Below are 16,950 nucleotides of genomic sequence, written 5' to 3'. Positions count from 1 at the left end.
GCATACTGAAACAGTGAAAGGGTGGAGGAGTTGCAGGAAACGGAACACGCCATTCACTGGAATAGTAGTGCAAGCGCTTTTGAGAATCGTTATTATTAATGCCAGGGCAACATATTGAGAGAAACTTATGCTGGTTAAAACGACATCAATGGCCGCCACCCTCGCTAAGAGCGGGCGTTTAGGTATGGTCGGCATATTGCTAAGTATTTTTGTGGCAGGCTCTGTGCAAGCGCGCACGCTGGAAACCGCCTTTGGCGACGTAGACGTTGAGGGAACCCCAGAGCGCGTCGTAACACTCTACGAAGGCGCTTTGGACGCTGCCGTAGCGGCAGGCGTAAACCCTCTAGGAGCCGTGACGACGCGTGGTGGCGACAACGTGGCAAGCTACATTGAAGCGCATCTTGGTGAACACCCGCCGGCGATTATGGGCGTGGTGCGCGAGATCAATATCGAGGCCGTGCTGGCGCAGCAGCCGGATCTGATTTTGGCCCCCGCCCAGCTCTCTGATGAGCAGTATCAACTGCTGTCACGTATTGCGCCCACGGTGGTGCCACCCACTCAGCCACTGGCGCCGGATAACTGGAAAGCGGAAGCCCGCCTTTACGGCGAAGCACTCAATCGCCAGGCCGCCATTGCAGAAGCGATTGAGGCCGTTGAACAACGCGCCGCCGAGGTCGCTAAGGCAGTGGAAGAGGCCGGTGTCGGTGGTAGCGCCTTCTTGGTGCGCTGGATGCCCGGTGGCCCCATGGTGATGTCGGAAAACCTTTTTTCTGCAGGTTTGTTAGCCCAAGCGGGGCTGGATGTTCAGGACGCTGGCCTGGTCGGCGAGCGCGGCGTACATAGCGATGTGCTCAGCCTGGAAAACCTCTCCCAAGTGGACGGTGACTGGCTATTCCTGGCAACGCTCAACGAAGACGGTCAAGCGGCGGTGGACGCGGCCAAGCAGAGCAGCGCCTTTACGCGCCTAAACGTGGTACAGCAAGACCACGTAGTGCCGGTGGATGGTCAACTATGGACAAGCGCCAATGGCCCGCTGGCCGCCCAGGCGATTCTTGACGATATAGAGGCAGCGCTGTTGCCGTGACGGTTCCACGTTTTGCAACGCCTAACGTTAGGCGTGCTACTCCCCGAACGCTAATGCTGCTACTACTCACCGCCCTTGTGGCGGTGAGTCTCGTTAGTTTATTAATCGGTGCGGGTAGCGTTGGCCCCGGTAGGGCTCTTTCGCTACTGAGCGGCGCTCAGGACAGTGAAGCGCACTTCATCGTCTGGGAACTGCGCGCACCGCGCACCTTGATTGGTATTGTGGTGGGCATGGCGTTGGGTGTGGCGGGGGCCTTGTTACAAGCAGTGGCTCGTAATCCGTTGGCTGAGCCGGGGCTTTTAGGGGTTAGTGCGGGGGCGGCGTTTGCCGTGGCGCTGGCCTTAGTGCTCGGTGCTAGCGCCGCCACTTTACGCATTTCAGTCGCGCAGTTAGGTGCGCTGGTAGGCTGCGTGTGCGTATTGAGCGTGGCGCGCTTTCGCGGTGTGGGTAACGACCCCATCCGGCTCGTGCTTGCCGGAGCCGCATTTTCGGGTCTGCTGGCCTCATTAACCTCATTGATACTGCTTTACGACCAACGCGCCGCTGATGAAATTCGCTTCTGGGTGATTGGCAGCTTGGCCGGCCGCCGCTTAGACGACTTGTTCGCCGTGCTGCCCAGTATGCTGGTTGCGTCAGTGGTGGTTGCGCTGATTGCTCGACCGTTAGCCGCCCTGGCCCTGGGCGAACGAGTGGCCTCTGGTTTGGGCCATCACCCCAACCTCATTCGTTGGTTGGTCATCGCCTGCGTGGCGCTGTTGGTGGGGGCTGCCACCGCCATCGCCGGGCCCATTGCCTTTGTTGGGTTGGTGGTGCCGTTTGTCGCACGGGCCTTGGCCGGGCCTGATATTCGTCGCACGCTATGGTTTTGTCTGCCCATTGGGCCGCTGATCGTCCTCGCGGCCGATATCATCTCTCGGGTGGTGGTCGCTCCATCGGAACTGCCGTTGGGCGTACTCACCGCGCTGTGCGGCGCACCCGTACTGATAGCGGTCGTACGTGCGCGCCGCCTACCAATGCTGTGAATTCGCTAATGAAAACCACGCCGATAAAAAGCTCGTCTATGCCTTTCTCTTCGGAAGCCCAGTTCCGCGCGGACGGCCATGGCAGCGTACCGCCACCGCAAGGTTACTGGCGATTCGCCTGGCGAAGCGGGCACGGTGCGAACAGCCTGTTGTTTGAGCAGCGTGCGGTAGCCGTTAACCTGGGGCTGTTTGGCGCGTTACTGCTTGCCAGCGTTATTTACCTAAGCCTGGGTAGCGTTAAGGTCGCCCCTATGGCAGTGCTGCAGGCGCTGTTTGGCAATGCAGATATGATGGCGAGCTTTGTAGTGCAGGAGCTACGCTTGCCGCGTTTGGCCGCCGCCGCTAGTACCGGGGCGGCCTTCGCGTTAGCGGGCATACTGATGCAAACCCTGGCCCGCAATCGCTTGGCAACGCCGGGTATTATCGGCATTGATAATGGCGCGACGGCATTTGCAGTGGCCTCCATCGTAGGCCTTGGCGTTTCCATCGCGCCGCCTGCCATGGCGTTAGCCGGGGCAACCACCGCTGCGGTACTCACCTTCGGGCTCGCCGCAGGCAACGGCACCCAGGGCTATCGCTTTATCGTGGCGGGAATTGGCGTGGGCGCGGTGTTTGGCGCGATAACGCAATTGATGCTGGCGCGCGTTGCCATTGATACCGCCAATGCCGCTTACCCATGGACGGTGGGCTCGCTCAATGCCCGCCCCAGCGGCGCACTGCAATTACTTATGCTCGGGTTGACGTTAGGGCTGGCCACTGCCATGGCGTTAGCCCGTTCACTAACGCTACTGCGTTTCAAGGATGCTACCGCTAGCGGGCTAGGCGTGAACGTCAAGCGGCGCCGGTTGGAAGTGCTGCTGCTGTCTGTCGCGTTGACTGGCTTGGCGGTCGCCGTTGCCGGGCCGGTAGGCATGGTGGGGTTGATTGGCCCCGAGATTGCCCGGTCAATGTCGAGCTCTCGTAGCGTGCCTGTTTTGGCGGCAACGTTAGCGGGGGCGTTGGTCATGGTACTCGCCGACCTAGCCGGGCGTACGCTGCTGGCGCCTATCGAGATTCCGGTGGGTATCGTTACCGCCGTGGTCGGCGGGCCCTGGTTACTTTGGATATTAATGCGTCCGCAACGGAGCTTCACATGAGCCAATCTCCAACACCCACCATGCCTTCTCTTGCCACTCAGTCGCTCGGGATGAGTTATGGCACCCGGCAGGTGATCGATGGCTTGGATATCACCCTGCCCAGCGGTCAGGTCACCGCCATTGTGGGCCCTAACGGCTGCGGAAAATCGACGTTGTTGGCCGGGCTTGCTCGTTTACACAAACCCGATAGCGGTGCCGTGTTACTAGATGGCGCCGATATTCAGCGCCTGCCCACGCGTCAGTTGGCCACTCAACTGGCGCTACTGCCCCAGGAAGCCGTCGCACCAGAGGGGCTCACCGTGACCGAGCTGATTCGTTTTGGTCGCCAGCCCCACCAAGGCTGGTTGCGCCAGTGGTCAGCAGAAGACCAGCGCGTGGTGCAGCACGCGCTAGCGGCGGCAGGGCTTGAACAACTCGCTGACAGGCCAATTGATGCGCTTTCCGGCGGCCAGCGCCAACGCGCCTGGATCGCCATGACCATCGCCCAGCAAACCCCGCTGTTGTTGCTGGATGAACCCACCTCCGCGCTGGATCTGGGCCACCAGATAGAAGTGTTCGAGCTGGTGAAGCATCTTGCTCACCACGGCCGTACCGTGGTGATGGTGCTGCACGATCTCGCCAGCGCCTGCCGCTACGCTGACCATCTCATCGCCATGCGCGAAGGTCAGATTATCGCGGCTGGGGCTCCGGCTACGGTGGTTACGCCTGACCTGGTGCGAACGCTCTATCAAGTAGAGTGCACGCTACTCACCGACCCGGATACCGGCAGCCCGTTGCTGGCCAATGTGCGCCGCTCCCCGGCACCTGCTTAGCTTGCCAGGCAGTAACGCGTTGAGCCTTCGCTGTGAATTCATTACGCTAGCGCCTCTATAACAACTCCTTTCAGCCTATCACTTACTGAGTAAGGAATGCTTGTGTCCTCTCCTGCACACAGTTTTCAAGCGTTGCTGCGGCTACTGCGCTACGCCAAAGGCTATCGTCGGCGCATCATTGCCGCCACCGCCTGTTCGATTATCAATAAGCTGTTTGATATTGCTCCAGAGATTCTGATTGGTGTCGCCATTGATGTGGTGGTCAATCAGGAGCAGAGTTTTGTGGCCAGCCTCGGCTTCGAGACGCCTCAACAGCAGATCACCATGCTGGCGGTGCTGACGTTTGTTATCTGGGCGGGGGAGTCGCTGTTTGAGTACCTGTTTCAAATCCTATGGCGCAACTTAGCCCAACGTTTACAGGCGGATATGCGCCAGGATACCTATGAGCACGCTCAGCGGTTGGATATGGCGTTCTTTGAATCAAGAAGCTCCGGCCAGCTCGTGGCCACCATGAACGACGACGTTAATCAGCTCGAGCGCTTTCTGGACGGTGGCGCCAACGCGATGGTTCAGGTAGTGGTGACGGTGGTGGTGATTGGCGCGGTATTCTTTGTGCTTTCGCCGCTGATTGCGCTGCTGGCGTTTACACCGATTCCGCTGATCATTTGGGGGGCGTTCTTCTTCCAGCGCAAAGCCGGGCCGCTCTACAGCGACGTGCGTGAAAAGGTGGGCGATTTAGCCAGCCGTTTATCCAACAACCTAAGCGGCATCGCGACGATTAAGAGCTTTACCAGTGAAGACCGCGAAGCTGAACGCCTGCGCCAGGCCAGCGAAGCCTACGTAGACGCCAACAGAAGGGCGATCAAGGTTAGCTCCGCGTTTATTCCCGTGATCCGCATGGCGATTTTGGCGGGCTTTCTGGCCACCTTTACTGTGGGCGGCATGATGGCGCTCAACGGCTCGCTGAATGTGGGTGCTTATGGCGTGCTGGTATTCCTGACGCAGCGGCTGCTCTGGCCGCTCACTGGCCTGGCCCAGGTGATCGACCTGTTCGAACGCGCCATGGCCAGCACGCGGCGGATTCTCGATCTACTTGAAGTGCCAATTACCGTTAAAGACGATAGCACCACTCCGCTCGTTCAGCCGGTGCGCGGCGAAGTGACCATCGACAATGTGAGCTTTCGCTACGCCACCAGTGGCGTTGGCGTGGAAAACATTCATTTACACGCACCTGCAGGCAACACTCTGGCATTAGTAGGCGCGACCGGCTCGGGAAAATCGACCCTCATCAAGCTGCTGCTGCGCTTTTACGACCCGGAAAACGGGCGGATACTCATCGATGGTCAGCCGATTACCGAGGTCAGCATGAACTCGCTACGCCAGTCGATTGGCCTGGTCAGCCAGGATGTTTACCTGTTTGAAGGCAGCATTCGCGACAATATCGCCTACGGTAAGCCCGATGCCGACGAAGCTGCGATTATCGACGCGGCAAAAACCGCCGAGGCGTGGAGCTTTATCGAAACGCTGCCCCAAGGATTGGATACCCCGGTAGGGGAGCGGGGCGTGCGGCTTTCCGGCGGACAGCGTCAGCGGCTTTCTTTAGCGCGGGCGCTACTTAAAGACCCGCCTATTTTGGTACTGGATGAAGCCACCAGCGCAGTGGACAACGAAACCGAAGCGGCCATTCAGCGTTCGCTTAAGCGCATCGCCCATGGCCGCACGGTGATTATGATTGCTCACCGGCTTTCGACCATCGTCCATGCCGATGAGATCGTAGTGATCGAGAAAGGCCAAGTGGCCGAGCGCGGCACACATTCAAGCCTATTGGCAGCTAACGGCCACTACGCCGCCCAGTGGCGGGTGCAAACCGGCGAAGCTCAGGCGGGGGATGTGGAAGCACTCAGTAACCTTTAACGACGACCGATTAACTATTACCTATTAACCAGGAGCGCATTGAGGGTGACGGGCACATGCTCGTCAATCTCCTGGTAGCCCAGTAACGACATCACGGTGCGCACCGTGGTGTTGGCCATCAGCGCTCGGCCATCCATCGCCATGGGCTCCGCGTGGGTCACGCGTATCTCATTCAGACCTTCGCGGGTAAACCGCAGCGGCACGGATTCCTGTTGGTTTACCATGTCTGATTGAACGCTAAAGGTCAGCGTCTCAACCAGTGATTCGCCAATATCCAAACCGTCCAACCGCTCTGGCGGCATTTGCGCCTCTAGCGTCACCAAGGTGGTGTTGGCCAGCAAACCTATCCACGGCGGCAGCTCACTAAAGCGTTCAAGCACATCCGTTTGGCTAAGCTTTAACGGCAAGCGCAGGGTGCCATCGCTGGAGATATCGCCCTGCAGATCGCGCACCTGGTGGTGATGCGTTTGCGGTGTTTCGCCGTTCAACTGAGTAATCGACGCCTGCACCCGCGACTGGCCAGGATCAAGCTGCCAATCAGCGTGCACGGGCAGCGCCAACAATAAGGGGAATAGAGCAATCAATGCTTTCACAGCGCGTCTCCGCATAAAGAACTACTCTCCAGACTGCCCAATCCACATAAAGTGCCGTAATGACATCAAGATAGCGCAAAGGGGCTAGCCTCACCCGGCCACATTCGCTATGATATGCACGCTTTTCGGGCCTATAGCTCAGTTGGTTAGAGCAGGGGACTCATAATCCCTTGGTCGTAGGTTCAAGTCCTACTGGGCCCACCAATTAAATCAACGGCTTACTATAGTTTTACGGCTTCATCTCTTAGTCTTTCTTCGATTTGGAAGCATATAGGAAGCATCGTGTGAAAATCGCTTCTCAAAAGTCTAGTCGCGCACCACGCTAAGCATTGCCCATCAACTTTGTTGACACTGCCTGTAATTACCAGCCTGCACCCCACATCAGGTTGGCGTAGGCATAGTCATTTACCTCCCTGGCAGCTCCCTCGTAGCCTGGAAACAAAACTGATCCTTTCACTCCTAGGTCAGCGCACAGGTGCAAAAGCTTGCCTGCCTCCTCAATGGTAAGTGTCAGCTTTACTAACCCTGGATAGGCCCCAGTCTGATGCCTGTATACGTCGTCCTGATGCTCAAGCGCAGTCGACTCGAAGTGTTCGCCCCTAGTGGCCTTGATACCTGAGACCGTAAATACTCCTGCTTGAGCGGCTAAGTTGGCACTAGTCCCACCTGGCATTTCCACGAAGGACAGGTCTCTCCAGCTGCCCCGGTGGTGAATGCTCAGGGCCCAGACTGCTAGATGACTAGGCTGGTCTGCATTTCGTAGGGCACCAGCAGCAGCAAAATAAGCTGCAACAAAGGAGCGGCGTGTCCAGTCGAGAAGGCAAGTGGGAGCTCCGTGATGCTGCGCTGTTGCAAGCACAGAGAAGATAGCCTCCGGAGGCCACTCTGAAGGTTTCTTGAAATAATAGTCAGGCTCTGCAAGGACTTTTCGCAACTCCGGAGAGTCGCCTGTAACCTGAATGCCAGCGCCATCGCAAGCTTTCAGGAAGGTTGTCAGAACCTGTACTTCAAAAAAGACTTGTTCGTCGCCCGATACAACGCCTAAGAGGCGAAACATTGAGGTCGCAGTAAATACACCTTTCGTGCGGTAAGCCGCCGGTGCTAGCCCATAGCTTGCACATGGTTGCCCACGAAACACATAGTGCCCCCTTGGCCATCGCTCTGTATCCAGAGGAGATAGATAGTCGATTAATTCTCGTGCGGTCTTGAAGTCCTTTTGCACGTACATTTTTCACCCCTATCGCTGATAGTGATGCACCAGAAAAGTCTCGCCGGCTAGGTTTCCGAGACCCAACTGAGGACCCCCCTCGTGGATGGCTGAATCCTTATAGGCGCCAAGGGAAGTGACTACGCTAGTCTAGGTGCTTAGCAGCTTGTTGTAGCAAGCTAATATTTTGTTTTATCCAGCAGAAGATTAAAGGGCGTCGTCAGACTCAGCATGAGCCTTTAAGGGAGCGAATTGCGCCTCCCAAGCACACATCACGCCCCCATCAAAGCTACTCGCAGCGCCATGTAGAAAGATGGTCTGGCCCAAGCTGTCGAGTAGTTCCTGTGTGTATAGCGGTTTTCTTCAAAGACTCACAGTGTTCTGCCGCGAGCCTGAAGGCAATTTTGTTTCCCCATGTGCTATGAGCTACGGAAACAGACATGTTGTTTTTCGATATAATTTCAGCGCGTTGGAGCATGTTTGGCTCATCATTATAGTTCGAAGCGCAAGCTGTTAATAACAATACAAATGAGGATGTGAAAAAAAGACGCATATACTTCCCTAAGATTTAATTAATTTTAACTAGGCATAATGTATGCCTATTCCAGTTATAACCCAAGCGATAAGCAGGTAAATTTTGATATTTACCCTCCAGAAAGAATGCTGTTTCCCTCAACATTGCCTAACTGACTGGGGTCAAGCCGACCAGAAAATGCTTTCACGCACATTAGCCTTTTTGGTAATAAATTAGTGTGTCACTACTCATTATTGCTCGTCTGATACTTACTATTGCTTACCGTTGTAGATCCAATGACCCTTGTAGATTGCCTAGTTACTCAGTCTGAACGAGGCTTATGGTCAGTTAGCCAAATTTCCTCCCATAGTCGATGCCAGCAAAGGTAGGGTGCTTTCGGCCACGCTCACTTGAATTCGTCATAGCTTTCCCTCCTCAAGTTTGGTGAGATAGGCACCATTCACCAAGGTCTTATCAGATGACCAGCACTTATATCTCAGGGAAACGCAGTACATGATCCTCACCCTCAACCAGCTGGAACGGCACCTGTTCAAGGCGGCCGACATTCTGCGCGGACGCATGGATGCCTCGGAATTCAAGGAGTATATCTTCGGTATGCTCTTTCTAAAGCGCTGTTCTGATGTTTTTGAGCAGCGCCAAGAGGAGGTGCGTAGCCAGCTTAAACAGGCCGGGAAGAGCGACATCGACATCGCCCAGGTCATCGAAATGCCAAGCTGGTACAAGGCTACTTTTTACGTGCCGGAGCAGGCACGTTGGTCCTATTTGTTAAAGGAAGCCCATCAGGGCGTTGGCAATGCGCTCAACAAGGCGCTTGCTGGCCTGGAGGAGAATAATCCCAGCCTTGCTGGAGTGCTGGAGCATATCGACTTCACTCGTAAGGTTGGCTCCACCACCCTGCCGGATAAAAAGCTCCGCGACCTGATTGTTCATTTCAGCGAGTACCGCCTGCGCAACGAGGATTTCGAGTTCCCTGACCTTTTGGGCGCTGCCTATGAATATCTGATCCGTGATTTCGCAGACTCCGCCGGCAAGAAGGGCGGCGAGTTCTACACCCCGCGCCCGGTGGTCCGCATGATGGTGCGGCTTATGGACCCACAGGAAGGTCATAGCGTTTACGACCCCTGCATGGGCTCGGGCGGTATGCTGATCATCTCCAAGGAGTACCTGGAAGAACAGGGAGGTGATCCACGCAGGCTCAACCTCTTCGGTCAGGAAACTTCAGGCTCGGTATGGGCCATCGCCAAGATGAACATGCTGCTACACGGGGTCAGTTCCGCCGACCTGCGCAATGACGACACCCTCACCGATCCGCAACACGTTGAAGGCGGCGAGCTTGTGCGCTTTGACCGCATCCTGACCAATCCGCCTTTCTCCATCGGCTTCACATCAAGCCAACAGTTCCAAGAGCGTTTCCACTACGGCAGCGTGCCAGAGGGAGCCAAGAAGGCCGACCTGATGTTTCTGCAGCATATGGTTGCCTGCCTGAAATCTGACGGACGCTTGGCTACCGTTATGCCCCACGGCGTGCTGTTCCGCGGTGGTGATGAGAAGCGCATTCGCGCTGGCTTGCTTGAGGACGATTTAATAGAGGCAGTTATCGGTCTGGCGCCAAACCTCTTCTACGGCACTGGCATTCCGGCAAGTATTTTGGTGTTGCGCGCCAAAGGAGCCAAGCCCACTGAGCGTCAGGGCAAGGTGTTATTCATCAATGCCGACCGTGAATATTATGAGGGCCGCGCCCAAAACTACCTGCTACCTGAGCATATCGAGAAGATTGCCAGCACCTATGAGACCTTCGCCGAGGAGCCCGGCTTCTCGTGTAGCGTGCTGCTCGAGGAGCTACGCGACAACGACTACAACCTCAACATCCGTCGCTATGCCGACAATACTCCGTCGGCGGAGCCACAGGACGTTCGCGCGCATCTAAAGGGGGGCGTTCCTGTGAAAGAAATCAATAACAAGCGACCGCTGTTCGACGCCCAGGGCCTCGACCCCATGGGGCTCTTTGAATCGAGGATGAACGATTCCGACTATGTAGACTTCGCTGAGCGGCTTGTGGAGAAGCGCGACCTCAAACGTGCTATCGAGGCAGACGCTAGCCTTACTGAGAAGGAAGCTAGCGTGGTGGCCGCCTTCGAGGCCTGGTGGGCTGAGCACGGCATTAGCATCACTTCACTAACTGGTAACGGTGGACGCCTCACCCATTTGCGAGACGAATTGCTGAGTAGCTTCACTGAGGCCTTGGAGCCCTCCGCTATGCTCGACCGCTTCGCGGTGCGTGGCATGATTGCTGGCTTCTGGTTCGACAATAAGAACGAGTTTCGCACCCTGCAGGCCCGCGGCTGCATGGGCGTGGTGGACGCCTGGCGCACCTCAATCGTGAGCTTGCTGGAAGACGAGCAGAGCAAGGCCAATACGCTGGATCACCGGCTGGTGCATTTCCTACTGGGAGAGTACGTGGCTGAGCTGGAGGAGCTCGTCGCGCGCAAGGCCGAGTTAGACGCTCGCATCAAGGCCACCGAGTCCAAGCCCGAGAGCGATGGCGGTGACGAATCGAATGAAGCCGAGGACGACGCACCCACTCCGGAAGAGACCAAAGCCTGGAAGAGCGAGCGCACCCAAGTGCGTAAGCAACACAAGGCCAAGGTCGCCAGCTTTGAGAACCACCTGAACGCTGCCGTGGACGCCCTCGACGAGCCCGCCGCCGCCGAGCTCGTTGGCACCATCCTCCATAACGACCTAAAGGACATCCTGGAGCGCTATATCCGCCAGCAGCGCCAGCAGGTGGTCGCTGCCTTCGATATCTGGTGGGACAAGTACCGCGTAACGCTGGCCGATATCGAGGCCGAGCGAGATGCCGCCGCCAAGGAGCTGCAGCAGTATCTGGAGGGGCTAGGATATGCGTGAGACTTATCAGTATCTTCCGGAAGAATGGTATAAGCCGAATCTTGCTGAACTGGGCAGAATTTGCACAGGAACCACGCCACCTACCAGCGACCAGTCTAATTACGGTGGGGACCTGCCCTTTATAGGCCCTTCTGACCTTGGCCGCAGAAGGTGGATTGACAGTTACTCTGAGAAGCTCACACGTAAAGGCGAGCTTCTATCAAGGACTGCAGATAAAGATGCTGTGCTAGTTTCTTGTATAGGCATCCTAGGAAAAGTTGGACAAGCCAAGGAAAAACTATCTTTCAACCAGCAAATCAATTCCATACAACCAAACAAGGACAAGGTTGATGCCGGCTTTCTTTACTACGCATCTAACCGCTTGCAGGGCAGGCTAAACAAACTGGCCGGCTTACAGGTCGTCCCAATTGTAAATAAAAATCTTTTTAGCAAACTTGAAATTTTAGCTCCAAAAAGGCTGGAAGAGCAGCGGTGGATCGCAAACGTCCTCGACACCCTCGACACCCAGATCCAGCAGACCGAGGCGTTGATCTCCAAGCTGGAGAAGGTCAAGGAGGGTCTGCTCCACGACCTGCTGACCCGAGGAATCGACGAGAACGGCCAGCTCCGCCCCAGCCCCGAGCAGGCGCCGGAGCTCTACAAGGCATCGCCGCTGGGGTTGATACCGAGGGAGTGGAGTGTCGGCTCTCTAGGTAATCTGTCAGAAATTGTTAGCGGGGTTACTCTCGGAGGAAAGTCAGGAAGTAGTGCTTGGCCGCTGGTGCCTTACCTGCGGGTGGCAAATGTTCAGGATGGCTACCTCGACCTTACCGACATAAAGCGAATTAGAGTGAGCCCTGCCGATATTGAGAAGTATCGGCTACTTCCCGGCGATGTGCTCATGAATGAAGGGGGGGACTTCGACAAGCTTGGCCGAGGGGCTTTGTGGCAAGGTCAGATAGAGTTTTGCCTTCACCAGAACCATGTGTTCCGTGTTCGCACAAACCCGGGCGTGCTGAGCCCATACTTTCTTGCTGCTTACTCATCATCAGTTGCTGGCAAGCGCTACTTCATCCGGTCATCGAAGCAAAGCACCAACTTGGCTTCAATAAACTCAACTCAATTGAAAGCTTTTCAAGTTCCACTCCCCTCCAGTGCCGAGCAAATTCTCATAATCAAAGAGTTACAGGCAATGGCCTCAAAAATTGAGTCTGAGAAGGCCTTCCTGGATAAAATGATCATCCAAAAGTCGGGACTGATGGACGACATCCTCACTGGCCGTGTACGCGTCACCCAGCTTCTCGATAAGACACAGCAGACCACCTTGGCATAGACCGAGGCGCCGACAACAAAAACCAAAATCAAATCAGCACAGGGAACCGCTATGACCACCTTCGACAGCACCAAGCGCTCGCTACCCGAGCTACTCAAGGACATCACCGCCGGCAAGATCCAGCTCCCCGATTTCCAGCGCGGCTGGGTGTGGGACGACGACCACGTGCAGAGCCTGCTGGTCAGCATCGCCCGATCTTTCCCTGTGGGGGCGGTGATGCTGATGGAGACCGGCGGCGAGGTGCGCTTCGAGACACGACCGGTGGAGGGCATCGACCCCGACAGCGTCACCCAGGATCCGGACCAGCTGATCCTTGACGGCCAGCAGCGCCTCACCAGCCTGACCCAGGCGGTGGGACTCCCTACCCCGGTGGATACCCGCACCGCCAAGGGCAAGGACATCAAGCGCCATTACTACTTCGACATCCGTATCGCCTTGGAAGGGGAGGATCGGCTGGAAGATGCCATCGTCGCGGTAGACGAGACCCGCCAGAAGCGTAGCGATTTCGGTCGTAAGGTGGATCTGGATCTCTCCACCCGCCAGCTCGAATGCGAGCAGCTCTACTTTCCTTGCGACAAGTTACTATCGCCCAATGATTGGGCTAGTGACCTTTTCAAGTTCAATCAGGAACAGATAGGAGTTTATTTTGAGTTCCAGGAAAAGGTTCTCAGTGCCTTTTCTTCCTATCAGCTACCGGTTATCGAACTTAAAAAGGAAACATCCAAGGAAGCAGTCTGCCTGGTGTTTGAGAAGGTCAATACCGGTGGAGTGCAGCTGTCGGTATTCGAGCTGATTACCGCCAGCTACGCAGCGGAAGGCTATAACCTACGCGATGACTGGTTCGGTTCTGATATCCGCAAGGTACTCTCGCGCAAAGCCCGCTTCGAAGAGCACGAGCTGCTTAAGGACGTTCAAAGCACCGACCTGCTCCAAGCCATCACTATGCTCCATACTCGAGAGCGCAAGCTGCAAGACCTCAAGAATGGCAAAACAGGCAAGCAGGTGCGCCCGGTCAGCGCCAAGCGTGCTGCAGTGTTGGACCTGCCTTTAACGTCTTATCAGGACTGGGCTGATGACGTCGAGAAGGGCTTTATCGAAGCATCTTATTTCTTGCTCAAGGAATGCTTCTATAACCGCCGCGAGTTGCCCTATGCCACCCAGTTGGTGCCCCTAGCAGCGGTGATGACTCTGCTAGGTAATCGCTGGCGCGAGCCGCGCATCTACCAGAAGCTGTCTCGTTGGTACTGGAGCGGTGTGTTAGGTGAGCTCTACGGCGGCGCGGTAGAAACCCGAATCGCCCTCGACTTAGAAGAGCTGATGAATTGGTTTGCTGACGATGCAGTTATGCCGCGCACCGTGATTGACGCCTCTTTCGATCCCTCTAGACTTGAAACCTTGCGTAGCCGTCTAAGTGCTGCCTACAAGGGTATTAACGTATTAATTCTGCGCGAGGGTGCCGAGGACTTCTTCTGGAGGGGCGATATTCAAGAGTTGGACAATCAGGGCGTGGAATTGGATATCCACCATATCTTTCCTCGTGCCTGGTGCGAGGCGCAAAAAATCGCACCGCGCGTCTACGACGCCATTATTAACAAGACGCCTATTTCCTATAAAGCCAACCGTATGATTGGTGGCGATGCACCCTCCAAATACCTGGATCGTCTACAAAGCCATGAGCAGGTCCAGCTTGGCGATGAGGCCATGAACGCCATTCTGAAAGGGCACCGCATTCCCACCGAAGCCCTGCGCGCTGATGACTTCGACGCCTTCTACCAGCAGCGCAAACGTCTTCTACTCGAGATCATCGAAAAGGCCATGGGCAAGAAGTCGCTGGTCGGTTCGAATGAAGGCGCTCTGGAAGTGGCTGTGGCTGATACATAGGCAGTTCGAAAGCGAACCCAGTACACCGCCGACAAATATCAACGTCAGCGAAACAAACAAAAGCCGCTATGCGCAGTGGCCAGCTAGGCGCTGCCTTGAACGAGGAAGGAGTATTACTTGCTTAACGAATTGGTAATGACCGATGACCTAGTAGAGGTGGTCAGCCAGGCTCGAGAGAAGGCCAATAAGCATGGGGAGCGCTTCAATATCTTCTCCATTCTCAGGGTGCATCGAAACGAAGCGGAGACTCATTCCAGGTTCCTACATGAGCTATTGAATCCCCAGGGTCGGCATGGCGAGGGTAGCGTCTTCCTGCAGCTGTTTCTCAAGGGCGTGCTGGGTATTCAGCACTCTTGTGAAGGCCGCTATCGAGTCAGTCGTGAACTGGCCACAGAAGAGAAGCGTCGAGTCGATATGGTCATCGAATCCCCCACCGATATTGTCGGTATCGAGCTGAAGATTGATGCGGCCGACCAGAAAGCTCAGCTCCATGACTATTACCACGAGCTTCAACGTCGGGCAGAGGGGGAAAAGGCCGTCACTTTGGCGTACTTGACCCTGCATGGGAAAAGACCCTCCACCATCAGCCTGCAAGGGTTGAGCACAGACGAAGTCGTCTGCCTATCGTTCGCGTACGACATCTCAAACTGGTTACAAAAATGTATCGACAGAAGCCAACATAAGCCGGCTGTGGCGCATGCCATCCAGCAATATCGACAACTTATCCGTAATCTGTCAGGGAATGGAGGAACTATGAACGATTTGGTGGCCGGCGAGCTGAAAAGCGACGTCGAGCGGTTCAAGGAAGCCTTGCATGTCGAGAAGTCACTTCTCAAGGCCAAGGCCTCCGTACAGGAAGTATTCTGGCAAGAACTGAGAGCAGCACTCGAGGCCAAGTTTGGGATCACGCCGAGCGTTTACGGTGGAAAGAGCATCAGGACCATTTCCGCGGGTTACTATACGAAGAACAGGAACAGCAAGCATATCGGCATCAAAGTGCCGGTATGCCAGGTAGAGAACAGGAATATCTTTCTCTACGTCAATCTCTACCATGCCGTTCACTATGGACTCAGAGTTGAAGACGAGTCAGGTGCTGTCGTTTCGTCCCCTGACCTGAGGGAGATGGTCCGAAAGGAAATGGGCAAAGGAAATGCTTTTGCTGATAGAGAAGCTAGCTGGCTGGTCTGCTACTACTACAACCCGGCGGCAGGTGATAACGAAAAGATCATCAACTTCTATGATTTCAATGGCGCAGCCGTTGGTTTGCTTGACGACGAGATACGTCGCTCGTTGATTGAGGACATGGTGGCGCATCAGGTTGAGCTAGCCGCAAAGGCTAAAACGCTAGGTAGCAAATAACAGAGCCGGAAGAGCCGATGCCCACATACGGAAATATCCTTCTCGGACGGCAGGCGGATGGAGACTTTGAAACGGCTCGCAAGGTGCAGCTGGGCTTCACCGATGGTCGCAACGAGGCCTGGCTGCGCGACCTGCTGGCCGAGTACTCGGACCTGTTGCCTATCGAGGAGGTCGATCCTTCCTTCGCTCCCCTAGTGCCGCTGTGCACCGGGTTGCAGACCGAAGCGGGCTCGGTGGACGCCGTCTTTATCAGCCCCGCGGGTAGGCTGACGCTGGTGGAGTGCAAACTGTGGCGTAACCCCGAGGCGCGCCACAAGGTCATCGCCCAGATTCTGGACTACGCCCGCGCCGTCTCGCGTTGGAGTTATGCAGACCTTCAGCGTCAGGTAGCCTCGGCGACCCAACGCACGGGCAACGTGCCGTTCGAGGTCGCCCGCGAGCTGCAGCCGGACCTGGACGAGGCCGCCTTCGTGGACGCCACGGCGCGCGCCTTGCGCAAGGGGCGCTTACTGCTATTGATTGCCGATGACGGCATCCGCGAGGGCATCAACGGCATGGCCGAGCTAATTACCCGCAATGCCGCTTTGGGGTTCAGCTTCGGGCTGGTGGAGGTCGCGCTATACCAGTTCGGTGAGCAGGGCATTGTGGTCCAGCCTCGCGTCGTCGCCAGGACCGAGATCATCGAGCGAACCTTTGTGAACGTGCGGGAAGACAGCACCAGCCGTCTGCTGGAGGTTGAGGACGATGCCGGCAGCGTGGTCGAGTCGGTATCGATGACTGAAGAGCGGGCTTGGTGGGAGCCGTTCACCTGCTTCAGCTTCGATGATCCCGAGCAGGAGGCACCGGCCTACCGGCCCCGCAACCACGCTTGGGTTCAGCTTCCTTATTTGTGCATCTGGATTACCGCCTTCCGCTCGATGAAAGATAGCTCGCGCGGGGTGTTCCTGACCGGCAAGCAGTCTGAGCTGCCCTATATCCTTGACAGGCTCAACGAGGAACGTGAGCAGATCTTAGCCGAGCTGCCCGGAGGACTCACGAAGGCATGGGGAGCGATCCGGAACGGCCAGGGTTCGCAATCTATGCCCGCCTGGGTGACTTTGCCACGGACGACGAGTGCCGTGAGTGGCTGGCGCAACAGCTCAACCATTTCGTTAACGCTTTCCGCCCGCGGTTGAAGGCAATGGCCAG

The 16,950-nt window shown here is 56.3% G+C and carries 12 protein-coding genes and 1 tRNA gene; 11 read left to right on the top strand and 2 right to left on the bottom strand.

Going from position 1 to position 16,950, the window contains the following annotated elements; genetic code table 11:
- Positions 1 to 127: 127 nt before the first annotated feature.
- From SR894_RS14885 to SR894_RS14865, 5 genes are all read left to right on the top strand, one after another.
- Positions 128 to 1,084, top strand: a complete 957-nt coding sequence (locus SR894_RS14885) for an ABC transporter substrate-binding protein (protein ID WP_246638076.1) — start codon at positions 128 to 130, stop codon at positions 1,082 to 1,084.
- A 53-nt stretch (positions 1,085 to 1,137) separates the two neighbouring features.
- On the top strand, positions 1,138 to 2,106 hold the full coding sequence (locus SR894_RS14880) for a FecCD family ABC transporter permease (RefSeq protein ID WP_223288128.1): 969 nt from the start codon (positions 1,138 to 1,140) through the stop codon (positions 2,104 to 2,106).
- A 38-nt stretch (positions 2,107 to 2,144) separates the two neighbouring features.
- Positions 2,145 to 3,242, top strand: coding sequence for a FecCD family ABC transporter permease (locus tag SR894_RS14875; RefSeq protein WP_246638075.1), 1,098 nt, complete (start codon positions 2,145 to 2,147; stop codon positions 3,240 to 3,242).
- The gene (locus tag SR894_RS14870; RefSeq protein ID WP_223288009.1) at positions 3,239 to 4,054 is read left to right on the top strand and encodes an ABC transporter ATP-binding protein; all 816 of its coding nucleotides are present in this window, start codon (positions 3,239 to 3,241) and stop codon (positions 4,052 to 4,054) included. Before SR894_RS14875 ends, SR894_RS14870 begins: the two co-directional genes overlap by 4 nt.
- Before the next feature lie 102 nt (positions 4,055 to 4,156).
- Entirely contained in the window at positions 4,157 to 5,968 is a 1,812-nt protein-coding gene (locus SR894_RS14865; protein WP_422822650.1) for an ABC transporter ATP-binding protein, read from the top strand.
- Positions 5,969 to 5,985: 17 nt separating this feature from the next.
- On the opposite strand, the gene SR894_RS14860 is transcribed toward SR894_RS14865, so the two are convergent.
- On the bottom strand, positions 5,986 to 6,576 hold the full coding sequence (locus tag SR894_RS14860; protein ID WP_223288007.1) for a hypothetical protein: 591 nt from the start codon (positions 6,574 to 6,576) through the stop codon (positions 5,986 to 5,988).
- Positions 6,577 to 6,688: 112 nt separating this feature from the next.
- On the opposite strand from SR894_RS14860, the gene SR894_RS14855 reads away from it, so the two are divergent.
- Positions 6,689 to 6,765 (top strand) — tRNA-Ile (locus tag SR894_RS14855).
- 157 nt (positions 6,766 to 6,922) lie between these two features.
- On the opposite strand, the gene SR894_RS14850 is transcribed toward SR894_RS14855, so the two are convergent.
- Positions 6,923 to 7,789: an FRG domain-containing protein gene (locus SR894_RS14850; protein ID WP_223288006.1), complete on the bottom strand. Its 867-nt coding sequence runs from the start codon at positions 7,787 to 7,789 to the stop codon at positions 6,923 to 6,925.
- 1,006 nt (positions 7,790 to 8,795) lie between these two features.
- Between SR894_RS14850 and SR894_RS14845 the strand changes: the two genes are divergently transcribed.
- From SR894_RS14845 to SR894_RS14825, 5 genes are all read left to right on the top strand, one after another.
- Positions 8,796 to 11,210, top strand: coding sequence for a type I restriction-modification system subunit M (locus SR894_RS14845; protein ID WP_223288005.1), 2,415 nt, complete (start codon positions 8,796 to 8,798; stop codon positions 11,208 to 11,210).
- A complete protein-coding gene (locus tag SR894_RS14840; RefSeq protein ID WP_223288004.1) occupies positions 11,203 to 12,522 on the top strand; it encodes a restriction endonuclease subunit S in 1,320 nt (439 codons plus the stop codon). The genes SR894_RS14845 and SR894_RS14840 overlap by 8 nt, the downstream gene beginning before the upstream one ends.
- 51 nt (positions 12,523 to 12,573) lie before the next feature.
- On the top strand, positions 12,574 to 14,403 hold the full coding sequence (locus SR894_RS14835) for a GmrSD restriction endonuclease domain-containing protein (protein WP_223288003.1): 1,830 nt from the start codon (positions 12,574 to 12,576) through the stop codon (positions 14,401 to 14,403).
- Between the two features lie 117 nt (positions 14,404 to 14,520).
- Entirely contained in the window at positions 14,521 to 15,762 is a 1,242-nt protein-coding gene (locus SR894_RS14830) for a PDDEXK-like family protein (protein WP_223288002.1), read from the top strand.
- 17 nt (positions 15,763 to 15,779) lie between these two features.
- A complete protein-coding gene (locus SR894_RS14825) occupies positions 15,780 to 16,937 on the top strand; it encodes a hypothetical protein (protein ID WP_223288001.1) in 1,158 nt (385 codons plus the stop codon).
- The last annotated feature ends 13 nt before the right edge of the window (positions 16,938 to 16,950 follow it).

It is taken from the genome of Vreelandella neptunia (assembly GCF_034479615.1).
GTDB lineage: Bacteria > Pseudomonadota > Gammaproteobacteria > Pseudomonadales > Halomonadaceae > Vreelandella > Vreelandella neptunia.
The sequence above is the reverse complement of the archived record's forward strand: the minus strand, read 5'-3'. Positions and strand labels throughout refer to the sequence as shown.